The sequence below is a fragment of the Cyanobium sp. ATX 6A2 genome (assembly GCF_024346355.1).
In the GTDB taxonomy this organism is placed as follows: Bacteria; Cyanobacteriota; Cyanobacteriia; order PCC-6307; family Cyanobiaceae; genus NIES-981.
The window spans coordinates 130,934-151,021 of the sequence record NZ_JAGQCU010000001.1; the positions used below are offsets into that span (position 1 = coordinate 130,934).

Genomic DNA, 20,088 nt, shown 5'->3' on the forward strand with positions numbered 1-20,088 from the left:
GATCACTTGGGAAACACCATGAGCATCGATCCCGCATTCCAGGCACTGCTCGACGACACGCGCTCGCGCTACGACAACTCGACCAGCCGGCGAGAACGGCACATCGCCCTGATCAACCAGGGGCAACTGGCCAAGGCCAACCCCACGTCGCTGGTGGAGGCGCGGTTGGCACGCATCCGGGGCGGGCGAGGTGCTTCGGGCTCCTCGGTGGAACGAGGGCTGGAGCGCGTGCTGGGTCGTAATGACCTGATGAGCGTGCGCTTCCTGGAGGACGGCTGGCAGAAATCCCGGGCCGTGGCCCGTATACAGATCGGCCGGTCGGGAGGCATCGGCGGCGGCTACGGCACCGGTTTTCTGGTGGGGCCCAGCCTGCTGCTCACCAACCATCACGTGCTGCCCAGCGCTGAGGTGGCGGCGATCAGCAAGGCGGAATTTAACTATCAACTCCATCTCGATGGTCGGCTTCAATCCAGCCTGGTGCTTGAACTGGACCCCACCAGCTTCTACCTCAGCGACCGCGACCTTGACTATGCCCTGGTGGCAGTGGAAAACAACCCGGCTCTGACGAGTTTCGGCTGGATCCCCTTGATCGAAGAGCAGGGCAAGTTACTGGTGGGGGAGTGGGTGAACATCATCCAGCATCCCAATGGCGAGCCGAAACAACTGGCGATCCGGGAAAACCAGGTGGTGGATGAGCTCGAACGCCACCTTCACTACCTCACCGACACGGCACCGGGCTCCTCCGGATCGCCGGTGTTCAACGACCAATGGGAAGTGGTGGCCCTGCACCGTTCGGGCGTACCGGCCACAGACGCCCGAGGCGACATTGTCGCCATCGACGGTCAGCCCTGGCTGCCCTTCATGGGTGAGCACCGCATCAAGTGGATCGCCAACGAAGGGGTGCGTGTGAGCCAGCTGGTGGCCCACATCCGCGGCCGCGCCGCACCGGGATCTCCCTGGGAATCCGGCGTGGACACCATGTTCAGCGCCACGCCGCCGCCCCAGCCGCAACCACCGAGACTGCAGGCACCATCCACTGCCCCTGCGGGAGGGGCCGCCAGGGGCTTTGACCCACAGGGCACGGTTTCAGGGGAAGCGCTGCCAGGTGGCACGGTGACCTGGACCCTGCCTCTGCAGGTGAGCGTGAGACTGGCCTGGCCAGCAGGCGAAGGCCCGCAGGCCGCCACACCAGCGAACGCCGCCCTGCCGCAGCCTGCGGCGCCGGCCACTGAACCGGCCGCCTCCGCCGAGCTGCGGGCCTGCCTGCAGGAACTGGCCGAGGCGCGGCAGCGGCCGTATTACGACGCCGAGGCCGATGCGGCCGCGATCGAGGCGTACTACCAGCCCATCAACGGGGGCGCGGAGCCCGCCGCCCTGGCTGCGGCGCTGGGTGCGTTGCTGACCACCACCCACCAGCGGCCCGTGTCCTACGCGCCGGCACGCCACCTCTATCCCTGGATCGATCTGCATCCCGACCTACGCCTGCGCAGCATCTACTCCGGGCAGGACTTCGACCCAGAGACGATCATCCGCGAGGACTTCCGCATCGAAGCCGCCCGCAGCCTGCGGCTGCAGGAGTTCATGGCCCGGGAACAGCATCCGTCTGAAGAACAGAGGGCGCTGGAGGAGGCCCTGCTGGAAGCGGCCCTCCCCTACAACTGCGAACACGTGGTGCCGCAGTCGTGGTTTGAGCGGCGCCAGCCGATGCGCGGCGACCTGCACCACCTGTTCACCTGCGAGATGCGCTGCAACAGCTTCCGCGGCAATTGCCCCTACATCAGCTTCGCCGATCCGCTGGAAGCGGTGATGGATCAGTGCGGTCGGCGCGAAGGGCGCGACTTTGAACCGATGCGTGGTCGGGGCGCGGTGGCACGGGCCGTGCTCTATTTCCTGCTCCGCTATCCCGGCCAGGTAGGTGACAAGCCAGGGGAGATGCCCCTGGAGCGGGTGCCCACCCTGCTCGCCTGGCACCGGGAGGATCCGCCGGACCTCTACGAACAGCACCGCAATGCCGCCATCCAGGCCCGACAGGGCAATCGCAACCCCCTGATCGACCGGCCGGACTGGGCCGATCGCATCGCCTTCTCCTGAGCGCACCGCCATGACCACACCGATCACCCTCCGCGAACTGGAGGAGCGATTTCTGAATCTGGAGATCCCGGAGGAGACCCTCGCCGACTATCTCGAGATTCGGCCGGATCAGTCGCGGCCCTTCGCGCCGGCCCTCACCCCACGGTCGGACAGCGTCGACCTGACCCCACCTCTGGGCGGTCCGGCGATCCGGGCGGAGGTCCTGGGCGATGTGGTGAACCGGTGGGCCAAAGAACGTCGGCGTCGTCAGTTCGAGCGGGATCTGAACCGCCGCCCGGCGCTGCCCACGATCTATGCGGAAGGGGATTCCTGGTTCCAGTTCCCGGTGTTCATCCAGGAGCTGATCCACCATCTGGGCGCGGACTTCAACATCCACTGCACCAGCACCGCCGGCGATACCCTTGAAAACATGGTGTTCAGGCGCCCGGAGTACCTGACGGAGCTCAAGCGGCTGATCCTGTTGCGGGGCCTGGATGTGCGCGGGTTCTTCTTCTCCGGCGCCGGCAACGACGTGATCGGGGAGGGGAAAGACGGAATTCCAGCACTGCAGGCCATCGTGAAGCCATTGGATGCCTCACAGACGCCGGCCTGGCACCTGGATACTCCGGACTGCAAGGAGCGGCTGGACTTCATCGAATCCGCCTACCGGCGGTTGTTCGACAGTGTGGACGAGGTATTCCCGGCGCTGGCCTATCCCCAGCTGCGGATCTATCTCCACGGCTACGACTACGTGCAGGTGCGCAGCCTGCCCGATGGAGATCCCCACAGGCCATTCTGGGCCCGTGACTGGACGGGCGGCCCGCTCCGGGCCAAGGGCTTCACCGACAACGCCTTCGGCAGCGCTGTGCTGCGGGAGCTGCTGGATCGCCTCAACAGCCTCACCGAGCGCGTGTGCGCCGACTATGGGCGTGGGGTGTATGTGAATCTGCGCGGATCGATCCTGCCCAACCAGTGGGCCGATGAGCTGCACGCCACCAGCGAGGGTTACAAGGCGGCTGCCAACCGGTTCCTGCAAGTGGTGAGAGGAGCGCAGTGAAGCGGAATGAGGCGCACCCAGCCAACCCGCCGATGCCTGGAGTGAAGAGATGATCCGCCGGATGCGCGAGGAAACGCTCAAGCTGAGCTGAAGGTTCTGCCAGGCTCACGGCTCGCCCCCCTCACCCTGGAAGCCTCTCGAAGGGGGCCGGCGTTAACCAGACCTTCAATCGGGCCCGGTGGGCGTGCGGCCGCCACAGGTCCAGCATGGGAACAGCAGCCCCACGGCGATGGTTCCGGCCAGCACTCGAGCCAGGCTGACGACGGGACACGCCTCCCCGCTGGGCGCCAGCCTCACCGCCACGGGGGTGAACTTCAGCGTCTATTCCAAATACGCCACCGGCGTGGAGCTGCTGCTGTTCGACCACGGCGAGGCCGCCGAACCCAGCCGGGTGCTGCCGCTGGATCCGCGCCGGCACCGCACCTACCACTACTGGCATGCCCACGTGGAAGGGCTGGGGCCAGGGCAGATCTACGGCTACCGGGTGCACGGGCCCTGGCAGCCGGAGCGGGGCCTGCGTTTCGATGGCACCAACCTGCTGCTGGATCCCTACGCCCCGGCGGTGCTGATGCCGGAGGGTTACTGCCGCAGCCCCGGCCGCTGCAGCGCTGCCGGCCTGGCGGGCGCAATGAAGAGCGTGGTGGCCAACCTGGCCGCCTTCGACTGGGAGGGGGACCGGCCCCTGCAACGGCCCCGACACGAGTCGGTGATCTACGAACTGCACGTGCGCGGCTTCACGCGCCACCCCAGTTCGGGGGTGGCGCCGGAGCGGGCCGGCACCTACCTGGGGCTGATCGAGAAGATCCCCTACCTCCAGGAGCTGGGCGTCACGGCGGTGGAGCTGCTGCCGGTGCAGCAGTACGACCCCCAGGACGCCCCCGCCGGCCGCCGCAACTACTGGGGCTACGCCCCTGTGTCGCTGCTGGCGGTGCACAGCGGCTATGGCTGCAGCGGCGATCCGCTGGAGGCCCTCGATGAATTCCGCACGATGGTGAAGGCCCTGCACCGGGCCGGCATCGAGGTGATCGTGGATGTGGTGTTCAACCACACCGCCGAAGGCGACGAGCGGGGTGCCAGCTTCTGCTTCCGGGGGCTGGCCAACGAGGCCTACTACCACCTCCAACCCGGCGGCGCCTACGCCAACTACAGCGGCTGCGGCAACAGCCTCAATGCCAACCACCCGGTGCTGCGGCGGCTGATCCGCCACAGCCTGCGCCACTGGGTGCAGAACCTGCACGTGGATGGCTTCCGCTTCGATCTGGCCTCGGTGCTGGCCCGCGACGAACACGGGGAGGTCTCCCGCCTGCCGGCGGTGCTCTGGGACCTGGAGACCGATCCGGTGCTGGCCGGCACCAAGCTGATCGCCGAGGCCTGGGACGCCGCCGGCCTCTACCAGGTGGGCTCCTTCATCGGCGACAGCTGGCAGGAGTGGAACGGCCGCTTCCGCGACGACATCCGCCGCTTCGTGAAGAGCGACGCCGGCCTGGTGCCGCGGGCGGCGCTGCGCCTGCTGGGCAGCCCCGACATCTACGGCCACGAGGAGCGCGAAGCCGAGCAGAGCGTGAACTTCATCACCTGCCACGACGGCTTCACCCTCGCCGATCTGGTGAGCTGCAACCACAAGCACAACCAGGCCAACGGCGAAGCCAACCGCGACGGCAGCGACGCCAACGCCAGCTGGAACTGTGGCGTCGAGGGCCCGAGCGACGATCCGGCGGTGCAGGCCCTGCGCAGGCGCCAGGTGCGCAACCTGCTGAGCATGCTGCTGCTGGCCGTGGGCACGCCCATGCTCTCGATGGGCGATGAGGTGCTGCGCAGCCAGCAGGGCAACAACAATGCCTACAGCTGGGATGACCCCCTCAGCTGGTTCGACTGGAGCCTGCTGGAGCGCCATGGCGATGTGCACCGCTTCGTGCGGCTGCTGATCGGCGCCCGCACCCGGGGGCGGCGGGAAGCCTCCGCCGAGGGGCTGAGCCTGAGCCTGTGCGACCAGCTCAGCGAGTACCGCATCAGCTGGCACGGGGTGGAGCTGAACCAGCCCGACTGGAGCCCGGAGTCGCGCAGCTTCGCCCTCAACCTCACCAGCCTCTCGGGCCAGCTGCGGATGCATGTGATGGCCAATGCCTACTGGGAGCCGCTGCGCTTCGCGCTGCCGCCGGCCGATGGCGCCGCCGGCCACTGGCGCCTGTGGATCAACACCGCCGCCCCCAGCCCCCACGACATCCACACCTGGGAGGATGCGCCCCCGTTCGCTGAGCCGGCGATCAGCGTGGAGGCCCGCTCCACGGTCGTGCTGATCAGCGCGACGCACAAAGGGCCATGAGCACCTGATCCAGCAGCGCCTGGGCGGCCGGATAGCGCTGCGCCGGCGCCGCCAGGATCTCCTGGGCCGACTGCACCCAGGGGGCCTCGATCAGTTCGTGGCCGCAGTGCTCCACCAGGGCGCGGGCCGCCTCCGGGGTGGTTTCCAGATGGAACTGGAGAGCAAGCACCTTGGATCCCAGGCAAAAGGCCTGGTGGGCGCAGGCGCCGCTGCGGGCCAGGGGCACGGTGCCGGGTGGCAGGTCGAAGGTTTCGCCATGCCAGTGGAACACCGGCAACGAGGCCGGAAAGGCGAAGCCCGCCACGCCATCGCCGCCGGGGGCGGGGATCGCCTGCACCGGAAACCAGCCGATCTCCGATTCGGGGTTGGGGCCCACCCGGGCCCCGAGGGCGCTGGCGATCAGCTGGGCCCCGAGGCAGATGCCCAGCACCGGGATGCCGCGCCCGATGGCCTCGGCAATGCAGCGCTTCTCCGCCGTCAGCCAGGGATGGATCGCCTCGTCGTTGACGCTCATCGGCCCGCCCATGGCGATCAGCAGGTCCAGCGCGTCGAGATCGGGCAGCGCTTCGGAGCCCGCGGCCCAGTGCTGGAAGCGGGTGACGCTGAGCTGATGGCCGCGCTCCAGCAGCCAGGGCTCGATGCTGCCCAGGCCCTCGAAGGCCACGTGCTGAAACCAGTGAACGCGCATCGCCGCCGGCACTCACCCGTCAGCATGGCCCTGGAGTGCGCCACCTCGCCGTGCCAACGCCCACCAGCACCAGAGAGGAGCTGCTCGCCCTGCTGCGGGAGGGGGGCCGGGGGGCCGCCAACCGCCAGGCGGAGCGGCTGCGGGAGCTGTTCGTGGCCCTCGAGCGGGCGATGCCGGCCGATCTCAGCGCCCCCGGAGCGCTGGAGCAGCTGGAGGGGGTGTGGGAACTGCGCTGGAGCAGCAGCAGCCAGCCCTACCTGGCGGTGGGCCCGTGGATCGAGAACCTGCAGCTGCTGGCCCCATCGCTGGGGCGGGGCATGAACCTGCTGCGCCTGCCCGGGCCCCTCGGGCCCGTGGCCGGCATCGCCGTGGAGGCCGCCATCAAGGTGGAGAGCAGCCAGCGGGTGCAGGTGCGCTTCCAGCGCGGCGGCTGGCTGGGCCCGCGGCTGGGCGACATCCGGCTGCAGCTGCTGCGCACGGTGCAGCAGCCGTTTCCGGCCTGGCTGGACATCACCGTGCTCGACGACGAACTGCGCCTCTGCCGCGGCAACGCCGGCACCCTGTTCGCCCTGCTGCGCCGCCCGGATCTCTCGATCACAGCTCTCCTGCCCGAAACCCCGGCGCAGCCCGAAACCCCCGCAGACGGGCCGGCACCTGAGGCGTGAGCACCACGCCGGCGGGATGGCGGGCGAGGCCGGCATCCCGCAGCCGCCGCACGGTCCAGAGGTTGCAGTTGCGGCTCCAGTGGTAGCGGCCCAGGGCCGGATAGAAGCGTGCGCCGGCGATGGGCGAGCCGGGCAGGGGCGCGGGCCGCTCGCCGGCGGCATCGCGGAGCAGGGAGCGCTCCAGGCTGGTGGCCAGGGCCTGCAGGGTGGGGCCATCCACCTGACGTTCCAGCACCCGCACGCTGCCGCTCAACCGCGGCGGATCGGCGTGGCCGGCGATCAACAGGGCGGCCTCGCTGGGCAGAACCAGGGCGGCGAGCACCGCAGCGGCGCTGCGGTCGGCGCCGGAGAAATAGCGCCGGTCACCCCAGGCCACCTCCAGGAAGGGGGCCGTCTCGGCGCCGGGGGGGCCGAGCCGCCAGCCGGGCGGCTGCTCCACCACGATCGCGGTGTGCAGGCCCCAGTCGACCACCAGCACCGTGTAGGAGCCCGGCGGTGGTGGCGGCAGGGGTGCCAGGGGAGGGCGGACCTCCGGCACCAGGGCGGCGAGCAGCAGCGGCCAGCCCACCAGGGCCAGCAGCAATGGCGGCATCAGGGCGCCGTTTCCACCCACACCGAGAGCGACCCCGGCGGGCAGCGGAACTCCGCCCAGCCGTGCTCGTTGGTGCGGATCAGCTCGCGCCGGTGCTCGGTGATGTCGCTGTAGGTGGCGTTGGGGCGGCCGGTGTCCATCCACTTCCAGCCCTCGCCGCCGTTGCTCATCAGCACCGCCAGGCCGCGGGGATGGGCGGCAGTGCCGTGGCGGGTCCAGCCGATGCAGTTGGGATGGTCGAGCCAGTCGCGCTGCTCGCCGTAGGCGTGGTCGCGGCGGGCGGCCAGCAGGCGGTTGAGGATCCAGCGGTGGCTCACCAGCACCACCTCGTGCTGCTGGCCATCGTGGCCGCGGTCGCGGTAATGGGCGCCCTCGTAGTCGGGCAGAAACAGGCAGGGATAGCCCTCGCGGCGCAGCAGGATGAAGGCGTAAGCGAGGGGCTTGAACCAGGGCTCCACCACCGATTCCAGGGCCTGCAGGGGCTGGGTGTCGTGGTTCTCCACCAGGGTCACCGCCAGCTGCGGCAGGTGGCGCATCAGGGTGCCATCGAGCAGGCGGCGCAGGTCGTAGCCGGCGCCCAGCTTGCTGGCCACGTGGAAGTTGTGGTGCAGGGGGGCATCGAACAGATGGATGCGGCCGCCGGTGTGGTCGGCGTACCAGCTGAGGGTGGCCAGGCTGGTGGTCCAGTACTCCCCCACCACGAACAGGTCGCGGCCGGCGTGGGCCTCCACGTGCGCGATCCAGTCGGGGAAGAAGCCGCCGTCGATGTGCTTGATGGCATCGAGGCGGAAGCCGTCCACAGCCGCCGTGTCGAGCATCCAGGAGCCCCAGTGCTTGAGGGCGCCGCGCACCTCGGGGTGGTCGATGTCGAGATCGCAGCCCATCAGGTAGTCGTAGTTGCCGCGCTCGAGGTCGACGTTGTCGTCGAAGGCCTTGCCCTCGATCCGCCACACCGCCTGGAAGCCGGGCTCGAGGCTGTTGTAATCCACGGCATCGAAGTGCCACCAGTGCCACTGCATGGCCGAGTGGGCGCCGGCGCGGGCGGGGTAGCTGTAGTGGGTCCAGCCGCGGATCCGCCGCTGCTCGCCGATGGCCTGGAAGCGGTTGTGGGGGTCGTAGGGGGTGGCGTTGAAGTCCTCTTCGGCGTCGGCCCCCATCAGGTGGTTGAACACCGCATCGGCATACACCTGCAGGCCGGCGGCGTGGCAGGCGGCCACGGCGGCCAGATACTCGGCGCGGGTGCCGTATTTGGTGGCGATGGTGCCCCGCTGGTCGAACTCCCCCAGGTCGAAGGGGTCGTAGATGCCGTAGCCCACGTCGTGACTGCCGGCCAGGCCCTTGCCGGCCGGCGGCAGCCACAGGGCGGTGATGCCGGCCTGGGCCAGGGCCGGGGCCTGCTGCTCCAGGCGCCGCCAGTGGCCCCCATCGGCCGGGGTGTACCAGTGGAAGGCCTGCAGCAGCACGCCGTTGATGTCCGGCTCTGCGCTGCTGGGTGTGGTGGTCATGCGGGGCTCGGGGCGGTGCTGGTGGGGGGTGCGGGAAGGGCGGAGCTCCGGGCCCCACCGGGCTGCGGCGGTGGCTACAGCCCCACCGGCGATGGCCGCCAGGAACCGGCGTCTCGTCAGCGTGCGAAGGGACAACCGCGGACCCGGAGCCATGCGGCGCTCCTGAACGGGGAGCATGGGCGAAGGCTAGGAACCACGGGCAGCAGCGGCCAGAACTGCGCGCATGACCTGGAGATAATCAGCCTCGCCGCCACGGTTCCATGACCCAGCGCTACGGAATCGTGACGCCTCCGGCGATCGGTCATCTCAATCCGATGGTGGCGTTGGCGTTGGAGCTCACGAGGCGGGGCCACGGAGTGGTGCTGTTCACCGTGGCGGATGGAGCCCGCAAGCTGAACGGGCTGCCACTTGAGGTGGTGACGATCGGCGCCACAACCTTTCCCCCCGGGGCCGTGGACGAGACCTATGGGACGCTTGGGCGGCTGAGCGGGCGGAAAGGACTGCGCTTTTCGGTGGATTACTTCCGCAACGAGCAGGCGATGCTGCACGCGGAGCTGCCGGACGCTGTGCGTGGGGCCGGAATTGATGTGCTGCTGGTGGATCAGATCTCCCCAGCGGGGAGCACGGTGGCTGAATTTCTGGGTCTGCCGTTTGTCACGATCGCCAATGCCTTGCCGGTGAACCGAGAGCCAGGGGTACCGCCCTACTTCACGGGGTGGTTGCCAGGCAACAGCCCGTGGGCACGCTGGCGCAATCAGCTCGGCAATGCCCTTCTCAACAGGCTCACGGCACCGCTGTTGCGCGATCTCCAGGAGCAGCGCCAGCGCTTTGGGCTGAAACCGCTGCGGCAGAAGATTGAGGCGCTCTCTCCCCTGCTGCAGCTGGCCCAGCTGCCGGCCGCCTTTGATTTTCCGCGTACGCAGTTGGCGCCGCACTTTCACTACGTGGGCCGGCTGGCGGATCCTTCAGGACAGGAGCCGTTGTTGCGTGATGTCGCTGGCTTCCCCTGGGAGCGACTGGATGGCAGGCCGTTGCTGTATGCCTCGTTGGGGACGCTCCAGAATGGCCGCCCGGAGCTGTTTGCGCTGATCGCCGAAGCCTGCGCGCCGTTGCCTGCCCAGCTGGTGATGTCCATGGGCAATCCCACGAGCGTGCCCCTGGAGCTTCCCGGTGATCCCCTGGTGGTGGCCTATGCGCCACATCAACAGCTGATTGAACGCTCAGCGCTGGTGATCAGCCACGCGGGCCTCAACACCACCCTCACGGCCCTGGGCTGTGGGGTGCCCGTGTTGGCGATCCCCATCACCAATGAACAACCGGGCATTGCCGCCCGGCTGGCCTACAGCAGAGCGGGGCGTGTGATTCCCGTGCAGAAACTTGGTGTGAAGGAACTGCGGGCTCTGGTGTCCGAGATGCTCAGGGATTCAAGCTACAAGACAAATGCTCAGCGGCTTCAGAGCGCGTGCAACGCAGCTGGAGGGGTGGCGGCAGCTGCGGATTTGATCGAGGGGATTTAACGCTCAAGATCAGCGGCGGGTAGAGCTTGACGCAACCAGTTCGGATTTAGAGCCCCGACCGCTGAATCTTGATGTTCGGCGGAAGGCGCATGCTATCAATTCCCTTTGGCGCGTTTGTGGGTCACGCAAAGCATCTGCAGTTCTTGGCCGCACTACCACCACATTGCTGCATGCGGCAGCATGACCGGAGACCATCTCGAGGCAATCGTAAATCCTGGCATAATTCGGATTGTCGCCTACCAGGTACAACGAGCAGTTGAACTCTTTGTTGCCTTTAACCGCTTGAGGCAGCAAGGTGAAGGCGATCTTCTTGATATTCCCCTTCGTAGAAAGTGCGGACGGCGAGCAGCTGACGTACCAAGTCTTGGCATCATAATGCACTACGAATCTCTCTTGCTGTGCGCATGACCAAATTTGAATTCCCGCTTCTGCTTGCAGCGAGAAGTGATGCAACATTCTTATCTTTCGGCACAAACTCCGAGTGGACAAGCTCTGCGACTAGACCGCACCATCGAGAGACTGGCTTACTTTCGTCTGTTAACTTGTCGAGAACTGTTCTATCGCGCCAGAGGCATTCGTTGAAATAGTATTCCCATTGTGTTGGCCTAAGCGAAGACAGAAGCTGATTGGCGGCCGACTGAGCTGACCACGCCTCTCCCCAGACATTTCCAAGGCGAACTGCTAATGCTGCTTCCATGCACTTTGCAAATGCAGGCATAGGTATAGTTGTACCGAGATTGGCAAGCGACTGCATGGGATCGCGCTCATTAAAGAAGTTGTTCATGGAGAAATGGGCTGACAGTACCTTCGCTGCGGCCTCAGTGTACGTGCTTGATCGGAGCGTTTCAGGCACGAAGTCGAATCCATGGACATCTAGTAACGCCTTCTTCAAACCACCTGATGCCAACCGATTGCCTGACGCATTCACCTCTGCATACGCTTGCCCAATTTGCCATCTTTCTGGTTCGCGCAACCGTCCCCAGAGGGAGGGCACGAGGACCATGCAATTACCGACCGCATGCTCCAACGTTGCCCCCTGTTGCGTCTTAATCATTGATAGGAGCACACTAAGTGTTGTTCGAACAAAAAAGTATGGCGAAGTCTGGATTGCTGTCACATCGCCGGAGCCTGAGGAAAGCGTCTGTTCGCCTAGTCGCTTGCGAAAGTCGGCGAATTGCATCGCAGCCTCGAAACGGGGCTTTCCTAAAATGCTGGTAACGCATGTCCGAAGCAAGCTAACCGCTTCCTCCTTCTGCATCGCTTCTTCTTCTGCTTCTTTTTCGTCGAGACTAGCGAAGTGGGTTACGATCTGAAGCGAGTGTTTCAGTCGTAGTGCTTGCGTTGCCGTGATCATGCCGAGATCTTCGGCGAGGGTAATCACTTCATGGTCGGCAATAGCTGTTGTTGGATCTGAGTCATCATTGAGATCAGGGCGACCGAGCATCTCGCCCACGAATTCCATACCTAGAGTCGCTACCTGCTTTTTCATCGTGGCGGCAGCTTTGGTCCAAACAAACGTCGAGACCATTTCGTAACCTTGAGCATCGAATCCAGCGATAATTGATTGAATATCTCGCTTGGTAAGAGTGGCGCGCCCGAATTCAACAATCGCAGAAGGAGTGTCGGCTGTAGTGGGAATCACCACTAAATCGCTTGGATTCCACGGAACAATCTGGTTATCTTGGTTGCTCATGACTTCACCTTTTCACATTCTGTATGTCCATCTTGCGAACGAAAAAACGTCGCCTTTACTTGTTCTCCTATGCGCGATTTCATGAGCGCGTATGTGCGTCTACGCCCCCCGCCCTCTTCGGGAAGTGACTTTTTCTCGTCATCTGTTGGCTTCAGAAATATGCGGTATCCGAGGACGCTACCATTATCACCGAAGATAACAACGCCGTCACTTCCAATCATCCCACCAAGAAGGGCCTCGCAGGCAGCGAGCCTGGCAAGTGAACTCGCATCCTGTGCATCTAATGCCGACACATAAGCACTGTACATGTCAACGGAATTCTTTAGCCATACGCCACTACTAAGCTGCTCCGGTGCTTGATCCCCTTGGGGAACAGCATGCACCATCAAGAGTGTCCCATGACAGTGCTGCAACAGGTCGGTCAGTAGGCGAGACAAGTACTGCTGGAATCTATCCACCTTCGGACCGCTGAGCGCTGACGCTGCTGCCTCGGCAAAAGTGGACACCTGATGCGCAAAAGGGGATTCTGCTGCGGGTGCGGAAGTGAACAAGGTCGTCAGTGTTTCATTCTTGGAATTACGTAGCTCAACGACAAGATGCCCGCGATTTCGGACTAGCAACATTGGCACTTCACCCTGCTCAACCATCATCTCTTCAGCAGTAGTCGCGAATGAGTGCATTGCAGAACGGAATACACCATACTCAGCGACGTTGTCTGCTGTTTTCCCGACGTAGACGGACCAACCCTTTACTGCAAGGCTGGCGCAGTCCTTTAGAACCAGTTCGGCTGCAGTATTCAGCGAAACCCCCTCTTTAATAATTACACGCTCAGTGCCGGGCGAGATTGATGCAAGGTTGGCGAGATCCGTGAGGACAAACACATCTGGGAACATCGGTATGTCCTCTTCGCGATAACTTGCGAGCAAGCACGTGATGTCGCGCACGAGCTCGGCAGTATGGACACATGCAATACCACTATCGTTTAGGAAGTCTATTAACTCGCCCTGCAGGGGGGCTCTTATTGAAAATGTCTTCCCCATAACTGTTGCCTAACAGAAATAGCAAATACACAATTTGATGTCGCCTACGCTTGAATTCATTGGGATGCCTTCATCCTTAGGTGGCACGCTCATCAATTCGCCAGACTGCATGAGTCGCATGCGTTTGGTGTTTCTTAATGCCGGCTTTTTCAATAATATAGCAGCCCTCCACCAGTGCCGCCGAAGGCCAAGATCAGCGGCGGACAAGGAAGCATAGAGTGGTCCAGCGCTCACATCTGCCGTCCGCTGCATCTTGATGTTATGCATCACTTCTGCGATTATGAACATATTGAACCAGCGAGGTTCGACCTTGGATGTGCAAGACGGTGACCTGCATGACTACACCGTTTGAGTCTTCCAACTTGAACGGAACGCCCACTACGAAAGAAGCTGGCTGCAGCTCGCCGTCCCGAATGGCAATATTATCCGCATACAAATACAATCGTTTGCTTGTGTCGAGGATTGGGTTCAGCCGGCCGGCTAACCCAGGGATGTATCCGGTGCTATGGCAGATAATTGACCCAGTGTTTTCGCTCGCTGGAAGCGTTGCACGCAAGTTGTCTACAGGGTCCCAGTCCGGAAAGATGGCGCCGGGACGATTGGGGTGAGCAATCAGAACCCGCAGCTTTCGCCGAGTCTGAAATGTGAACCTAGCCTCACCGAGCCCGGAACTGACCGAGTCCTTGAAGGTGTTGTTGTCAGCCAGTGCAGTGACAGTGGCTCCTTCAAGTGGATTGCAATCTTCATCAAGCACATGAACTACAGCTTCCGTTGGATCAACACGGGGAGGTGACTCAAGGGAATAAACGGCAGTTCGTAGCTGTTCCGATGGGATACTACGGCCGGCGTGAACTAGCTTCTTCTGGATTAGCTTAACAAATTCCTGTGGAGGTTTGTTCGCAAGGGAAATATAAGCCACTGTTGGCAGGACGCCCGGAATCGCAGTGTCGTCGAAACGCGCAGGTAAAACGTATTCTTCGTGTTCCTGAAATGCTCGTGCTTGCATGGCCTGGCGCTCGTGTGTGGGCCAGAGCTTCCCCGCATAGCTCTTGGAGATGAACATGATCGTGTACAGGGCCTTATTTTGGTATACGTCTGAGAGATAGTCATACAGGTTCTTCCCCCAGAGACTTGACTCCTCAAAGAGATCGTAGAAGACCTTGACACCCGAGCTTCGGAGCAGGTTCGCGACCTGGTCGACGTACGGGCGATCCTCTCCTGCGAAGGAAAGGGCGATTTCAAACTGTGGGTCGCGAGTCATGCTGGAGTTTGGAATGCATAACTAGTCATTAGAGGGTTCCGTTAACGGCCGCCACCGGCTCTTCCCTTTCCGATAACCAAAGGGAGCGATGCCCATCCGCTTCTCCAAAACCAAGCTACCCCACGCGATTTCAAGATCAACTTCCAAAACTTAGCCGTGGTTCTCGGGTCTGCAAACCATCTGGTCCTTTGACGTCACCTCGTCCGCCGATCTGCCGAATATAACGACGATCGATACGCTCGATCTAGAAGATCCCTGTAGTCGTAATCGCCAGATGGTGCCCATCCTCACCTGATCCGTCATTGGCCGGCTGAACCCTCACCCCGGCTCCAGGCGGATCAGCCGGCCATCCCGCGCGTCGTCGGTGAGCACGTAGAGGAAGCCGTCGGGGCCCTCGCGCACGTCGCGCACCCGCTGGCCGATCGGGATCCGCTCCTCAGCCGTCACCCGGCCCTCGCCATCGATCCGCAGCCGGCGCACATCCCCAGACACCAGCCCGCCGGCGAACAGATCCCCACGCCACTGGGGCACGCGGCCGCTGGCCACAGCCAGGCCGGAGGGGGCGATGGCCGGGGTCCACACGCGGCGGGGATCCACCATCTCCGGCGCCGAACGGCGCGGGGTGATCTCCGGGCCGAAGTACTCGCGGCTGTGGGTCACCAGCGGCCAGCCGTGGTTGCCGCCGGCGCTCACCAGGTTGAGTTCATCGCCGCCGCGGGCGCCGTGCTCGCTCGCCCACACCCGATCCTGCAGGGGGTCGTAGGCCAGGCCCTGGATGTTGCGGTGGCCCAGGCTCCAGAGCTCCGGCAGAGCTCCGCCATCGCCCTGGAAGGGGTTGTCCGGCGCGGGGGTGCCATCGGCGCTGAGGCGCAGGATCTTGCCCAGGGCACTGCCGCGGTTCTGGGCCTGCTCGCGGATCAGGTCGCCCTCGAGCCGCAGCGGCGGGTTGCCGCCGTCGCCGATGGCCAGCAGCAGGGTGTCATCGGGCAGCCAGAGCAGCCGCGAGCCGAAGTGCTGGGTGCCGCTCTTGCGCTGCGGCACCGCGTAGAGCACCTCCAGTTGGCTGAGGGCGCGGCCGTCGAAGCGGGCCCGGGCCAGGCGGGTGTGGTTGGCCTCCGGGGTGCCGGCCGCATAGGTGAGGTAAACGAGCCGGTTCTCGGCGAAGCGGGGGTGAAGCGCCACATCCAGCAGGCCCCCCTGACCGCTGACCAGCACCTCCGGCACCCCCGCCACCGGCACCGGATCGAGCACACCGCCGCGCACGATCCGCAGGCGGCCGGGCCGTTCGCTGATCAGCAGGTCGCCGTTCGGCAGCCAGGCCAGGCCCCAGGGATGCTCCAGGCCACGCACCAGCACGGTCTGGCGGAAGCCGCTGGCCTCCGGCGCCTGGGCCGGGTCCACGGCCTCGATCGGGGCGGCGGCAGGGGCGTCGGCCTTCGGGGCATCGGCAGGGGCGTCGGCGCGGGCGCAGCCGCCAGCGAGCAGCATGGCCGTGAACAGAGCCAGCGCCGTGGGTGTCATGGCCTCCTCCCGCTCACCGATCCTGCCTCGCGCCCCCGGGTCAACGCTGGCGCAGCTCCAGGCCCAGGGCTACCAGGCCCATGGTGAAGGGCAGCAGACTGGCCAGCGTGAGCACCAGGGCATAACTGCCGAAGCGCTCAAAGCCCACGGAAAACAGCAGCGGCCCCACCGCAGTGGCGGCCACCATCAGCGTGGCGGCAAAACCGCTGATGCTGCCGAGATGGGCGCGGCCGAAATAGTAGGAATAAACCCCAGCCTGCAGAATACCGTTCGTTCCCTGCATCAGGCCCAGCAACACGCCATAGAGCACCAGCAACTGCGGACTGTTGACGCGCACCGCCAGCAACAGCGCCAGACACAACATCCACACCATCACACTGAGCAGAAACCGGGGAGAGATGCGGTCGAGCAGCAGGCCGCTGACCAGATTGGCGCCAGCGGCCACCAGTCCGTAGGGAAGGAACACCAGCGCTGCCAGCGTGCGGTCCACCCCGGCCGTGGCCATGATCGAGTAGTGATGAAACAGCAGTCCTGTTCCCAGGGCCGCCACAACCCCATTCCCCAGCGCAAACAGCCAGAAGGTGGAGGTGCGGCGGGCTTGCGCGAGGGTGACGTTGGCTTCTGTGGGGCGCTGCTGGGTCCTGGCCCCCAGCCGGCCATCGGGCTGCAGGCCATAGAGCTCAGGCTGGCGGCGGAACACCAGCGCGCCAGCGGGGAGAATCGTGACCGCAACCAGGCCGCCCAGCAGGGCGTAAGCCCAGCGCCAGCCGTACTGCCGGATCAGCCACTCAATCAACAGCGGAAAGGTGCCGATGCCGAGGGCAAAGCCAATCCCCGAAAGGCTCAGGGCCAGCCCCCGACGTTGCACAAACCAGAGATTGATGGCGTTGATGCTCACCAGCCCCAGGGCTCCCTGACCCAAGCCACGGATGGCAATGAAGCCGAGGCCCAGCGTCACAACCCCCTGCACCAGTGCCATACCGCCGCAGGCCAGTGAGAACAGAACTGCTATGGCCACCACGGCCCGACGGGTGCCGAAGCGATCAATCCCACGCCCGATCCAGGGCAAGGCCAGCGAACCCGTGAGCGTTCCCAGCATGTAGAGCAGAGACACCAATGATCGCGTCAGTCCCAGATCGTCGATGATGGGATCGAGGAACACAGACACCCCAACGGTCTGCCCTGGGGTGGTCATCAACATCCCAAGTGTGCCGGCAACCAGCACAACCCAGCCATAGAAGATCGGGGAGGCGTTGATTAAGCGGCTGTGCCTGATGGGCCTCTGCGCCTCATTCACAGATGATCTCCACGGCCACCAGGGAACGGCAGCGGCCGCCGCCGCGCCAACCCCACCCCCGCCAGCAGCAGCAGCACCCCGGCCACGGTGGCGGCATCGAGCGGCTCGCCCAGCAACAGGGCGGCGGCGAGCACCGCCACGGCGATCGTGAGGCTGCCCCACAGCGACACCGTGGCCACGCCGGCGTGGCGGTAGGCGTGGCGCAGGGCCAGCTCGCTGCCCAGCGACAGGCTCAGGGCATAGATCAGGATCACGCCCACCACCCACCACAGCCGCAGCAGCAGGAAGTGGCCGGGGCCGTAGAGGATCACCGCCAGCACCGCGAACACCAGGGCCGACACCAGGGAGCCCACGCCCACACTCAGCACCGGCGGGATGCCGGCGGCCGCGATCCGGCGGCCGGTGAGGGCCGCGGCGCTGAAGGCCAGCACCGCCAGCAGCGCCCACACCAGCCCCGAGGGATCGTCCATCGGCCCGGGCGATGTCGTCGCTGCCAGCTGGGGCAGCAGCAGGCCGGCGCTGATCAGCACCAGGCTGGGCAGGAAGGCCCGGGGCAGGGGCTCAGCGAGCAGGGCCCGGGCCAGCAGGGCTGACAGCGGCAGCACCAAGGCGAACAGCAGCGTCTGACTGATCACCGAAAGCGACTGCAGGGCGGTGAAGTAGGCCACCGGAGCGAGGAAACGCCCCAGCAGCGTGTCCGTCGCCAGCAGCCAACGCTGGGGCGTGGTGAGCGCGGCCAGGGCGGGGCCCACCTGCCGCCGCCCGCCCAGCAGGGCAGCCACACCCACCACCAGCTGGGCGAAGAAGAACACGTTGCAGAAGCTGATCGGGTTCTCGCCGTTCACCTGGTGCTGCAGGCCGAGCTCCTGCAGCCGCTTCAGCACCGGCGCATCGAGACCGCGCAGGAGCACGTAGAGCCCCAGCGGCAGCGCCACCGCCGGCAGCCGCAGGCCATCCGCCAATCCGCGCGGCTGGTTCACGGGTAGTGGCCTGCAGTCGGCATCCATCCACCATGCGACCCAGCACCACCATCCTGGCCTGGTCCCTGGCCCTCGCGGCCCTCGGCGGCGGCACCGCCCTGCTGCAGGCGGGCACTCCCCCGCCCTCCCAGGCGGCGGAGACCACGACCCACACCTTCCGCCAGGCCGAGAAGACGGTGCGCGGCAGCGTCACGGTGCGCCGTGACGGCGACCGCACGCTGCTGGTGTTCAGCGACGATTTCCGCACCAGCGAATCGGCACCGGATCTCAAGGTGGCCGTGAGCCCCTCCAGCACCCCCCTGGTGGGCAGCAAGCCACCGGCCTATCCGCTCCAGGAGGGCAGCTACACGGTGATTGCGCCGCTGAGATCGGCGTCTGGCGCCCAGACCTACGTGCTGCCGGACTCCATCGATCTGAACCGCCAGGGATCGGTGCTGATCTGGTGCGAGCAGTTCAACGCCACCATGGCCTGGGCGCCGCTGCACGGCTGAACCCATACAGCCCCGCACCGATCAGCAGCACCAGCCCACCGCCCAGCACCGAAGCCGGCGGCAGGCTGAAGGCCAGCAGCACACAGCCCAGCAGCCCCGCCACGGCAAGGCCGCCGGGCCAGCGGCGCTCGGCCGGCGCCAGCCGCAGGGCGGCGGCGTTGGTGACGGCGTAATAGAGCAGCACGGTGAAGGCGCTGAAGCCGATCGCCGAACGCAGATCACCCAGCGCCACCAGCACCGCCACGATCAGGCCCACCGCCAGTTCGGCCCGGTGCGGCACCTGGGTGCGCGGATGGACGCTGGCGAACCAGGGGGGCAGATCGCGGTTGGCCGCCATCGCGAAGGTGGTGCGGCTCACGCCCACGATCAGCGACAGCAGCACCCCCAGCGAGGCCACCGCTGCGCCGATCTGCACGATCGGGCTCCAGGCGGCGAAGCGGCCGGCCTGCATCGCCGTCACCAGCGGCGCCGGGGCCTGGCCGAGAACCTCGGCGTCCACCGCCAGCAGCGCCGAGAGCGCCACGGCGAGATAGAGGATCAGGGTGAGGCCGAGGGCCAGGGGGATGGCGCGCGGAATCGTGCGGCTCGGGTCCACCACCTCCTCCCCCAGGGTCGCCAGCCGGGCATAGCCCGAGAAGGCGAAGAACCACAGCCCCGCCGCCTGGAGGATGGCCTGGGGGCGCCAGTCCAGCGCGGCCGTCAGGCGGGTGAACGAGGCCTCACCACCCAGCAGCACCGCCGCAATCACGGCGGCCAGGGCCAGCAGCACCACCGCCACGATCCAGCGGGTGAGCCGGGCCGTTTTCTTCACCCCCAGCAGGTTCACCACGGTGAGCGCCAGCACCGCCGCCACCGCCAGGGGCCGCATCAACGTGGGCGCCACATAGCTGGCGAAGGTGAGGGCCATGGCGGTGCAGCTGGCCAGCTTGCCCACCACGAACCCCCAGCCGGCCAGATAGCCCCAGAAGGGCCCCAGCCGCCGGCGCCCATACACGTAGGCGCCGCCGGATTCGGGATACAGGGCCGCCAGCTGGGCCGAGGAGGTGGCGTTGCAGAAGGCCACCAGGGCAGCCAGCAGCAGGGCCACCAGGGCGCCGCTGCCGGCGATCGCCACCGCCGGCCCGATCACCGCGAAGATGCCGGCGCCCACCATGGCCCCCAGACCCATCACCACCGCATCGCTGGCGCTGAGCTTGCGGGCCAGGCGACTGGGGGCGACGCCTGGGCTGGCTGGGGTGGCCGCGCTCTGATCGCGCACAGGCTGCAGATCCCGTGGTGAGGCGGCCATCCTGCCGGGGACGAACCCGCAAAACCGATGGCATCAGGGCACCCGGCACGGGCGTGTGTCCTGGATCACCGCTGCCCGGGGCCGGCTGTGACGAGGGTGA

General features: G+C 65.8%; 16 protein-coding genes. 6 read left to right on the plus strand and 10 right to left on the minus strand.

All coding sequences use genetic code 11. From position 1 onward, the window contains the following. Positions 1-18: 18 nt before the first annotated feature. The 3 genes from KBY96_RS00655 (at position 19) to glgX (ending at position 5,450) form a co-directional block, all read left to right on the plus strand. Positions 19-2,091, plus strand: coding sequence for an endonuclease (locus KBY96_RS00655; RefSeq protein ID WP_254977279.1), 2,073 nt, complete (start codon positions 19-21; stop codon positions 2,089-2,091). A 10-nt stretch (positions 2,092-2,101) separates the two neighbouring features. After that, complete coding sequence (locus KBY96_RS00660; protein WP_254977280.1) at positions 2,102-3,127, plus strand: hypothetical protein; 1,026 nt, start codon at positions 2,102-2,104, stop codon at positions 3,125-3,127. Positions 3,128-3,356: 229 nt separating this feature from the next. After that, on the plus strand, positions 3,357-5,450 hold the full coding sequence (glgX, locus tag KBY96_RS00665; RefSeq protein ID WP_254977281.1) for a glycogen debranching protein GlgX: 2,094 nt from the start codon (positions 3,357-3,359) through the stop codon (positions 5,448-5,450). Here glgX and KBY96_RS00670 read toward each other — a convergent pair. Then, a complete protein-coding gene (locus KBY96_RS00670) occupies positions 5,425-6,138 on the minus strand; it encodes a type 1 glutamine amidotransferase (protein ID WP_254977282.1) in 714 nt (237 codons plus the stop codon). The two genes, glgX and KBY96_RS00670, sit on opposite strands and share 26 nt — an antisense overlap. 50 nt (positions 6,139-6,188) lie before the next feature. Here KBY96_RS00670 and KBY96_RS00675 point away from each other — a divergent pair, with 50 nt between their 5' ends. Continuing rightward, on the plus strand, positions 6,189-6,803 hold the full coding sequence (locus tag KBY96_RS00675) for a PAP/fibrillin family protein (protein ID WP_254977283.1): 615 nt from the start codon (positions 6,189-6,191) through the stop codon (positions 6,801-6,803). Here the strand turns inward: KBY96_RS00675 and KBY96_RS00680 are convergent. Continuing rightward, complete coding sequence (locus KBY96_RS00680; RefSeq protein WP_254977284.1) at positions 6,733-7,395, minus strand: DUF2459 domain-containing protein; 663 nt, start codon at positions 7,393-7,395, stop codon at positions 6,733-6,735. The genes KBY96_RS00675 and KBY96_RS00680 overlap by 71 nt on opposite strands. Further along, positions 7,395-8,900 (minus strand): alpha-amylase, encoded by a 1,506-nt coding sequence (locus KBY96_RS00685; protein ID WP_254977285.1) that lies wholly within the window; start codon positions 8,898-8,900, stop codon positions 7,395-7,397. The genes KBY96_RS00680 and KBY96_RS00685 overlap by 1 nt, the downstream gene beginning before the upstream one ends. Positions 8,901-9,160: 260 nt before the next feature. On the opposite strand from KBY96_RS00685, the gene KBY96_RS00690 reads away from it, so the two are divergent. After that, complete coding sequence (locus KBY96_RS00690; protein ID WP_254977286.1) at positions 9,161-10,417, plus strand: nucleotide disphospho-sugar-binding domain-containing protein; 1,257 nt, start codon at positions 9,161-9,163, stop codon at positions 10,415-10,417. A 370-nt stretch (positions 10,418-10,787) separates the two neighbouring features. Here KBY96_RS00690 and KBY96_RS00695 read toward each other — a convergent pair whose 3' ends face one another. From KBY96_RS00695 to KBY96_RS16350, 6 genes are all read right to left on the minus strand, one after another. After that, positions 10,788-12,110, minus strand: coding sequence for a hypothetical protein (locus tag KBY96_RS00695; protein ID WP_254977287.1), 1,323 nt, complete (start codon positions 12,108-12,110; stop codon positions 10,788-10,790). Further along, positions 12,107-13,054, minus strand: coding sequence for a hypothetical protein (locus tag KBY96_RS00700; protein ID WP_254977288.1), 948 nt, complete (start codon positions 13,052-13,054; stop codon positions 12,107-12,109). The genes KBY96_RS00695 and KBY96_RS00700 overlap by 4 nt, the downstream gene beginning before the upstream one ends. A gap of 355 nt (positions 13,055-13,409) precedes the next feature. After that, positions 13,410-14,411 (minus strand): TIR domain-containing protein, encoded by a 1,002-nt coding sequence (locus tag KBY96_RS00705; RefSeq protein WP_254977289.1) that lies wholly within the window; start codon positions 14,409-14,411, stop codon positions 13,410-13,412. A 318-nt stretch (positions 14,412-14,729) separates the two neighbouring features. Further along, the gene (locus tag KBY96_RS00710; protein WP_254977290.1) at positions 14,730-15,932 is read right to left on the minus strand and encodes a PQQ-dependent sugar dehydrogenase; all 1,203 of its coding nucleotides are present in this window, start codon (positions 15,930-15,932) and stop codon (positions 14,730-14,732) included. Between the two features lie 40 nt (positions 15,933-15,972). Next, a complete protein-coding gene (locus KBY96_RS00715; RefSeq protein ID WP_254977291.1) occupies positions 15,973-17,127 on the minus strand; it encodes an MFS transporter in 1,155 nt (384 codons plus the stop codon). A gap of 98 nt (positions 17,128-17,225) precedes the next feature. Then, positions 17,226-18,209 carry an EamA family transporter gene (locus tag KBY96_RS16350; protein ID WP_254977292.1) on the minus strand — a complete coding sequence of 328 codons (984 nt, stop codon included), beginning with the start codon at positions 18,207-18,209 and terminating at the stop codon, positions 17,226-17,228. A gap of 32 nt (positions 18,210-18,241) precedes the next feature. Here KBY96_RS16350 and KBY96_RS00725 point away from each other — a divergent pair, with 32 nt between their 5' ends. After that, complete coding sequence (locus tag KBY96_RS00725) at positions 18,242-18,700, plus strand: DM13 domain-containing protein (RefSeq protein WP_254977293.1); 459 nt, start codon at positions 18,242-18,244, stop codon at positions 18,698-18,700. On the opposite strand, the gene KBY96_RS00730 is transcribed toward KBY96_RS00725, so the two are convergent. Continuing rightward, positions 18,663-19,988, minus strand: a complete 1,326-nt coding sequence (locus tag KBY96_RS00730) for an APC family permease (protein WP_254977294.1) — start codon at positions 19,986-19,988, stop codon at positions 18,663-18,665. The genes KBY96_RS00725 and KBY96_RS00730 overlap by 38 nt on opposite strands. Positions 19,989-20,088: the final 100 nt, after the last annotated feature.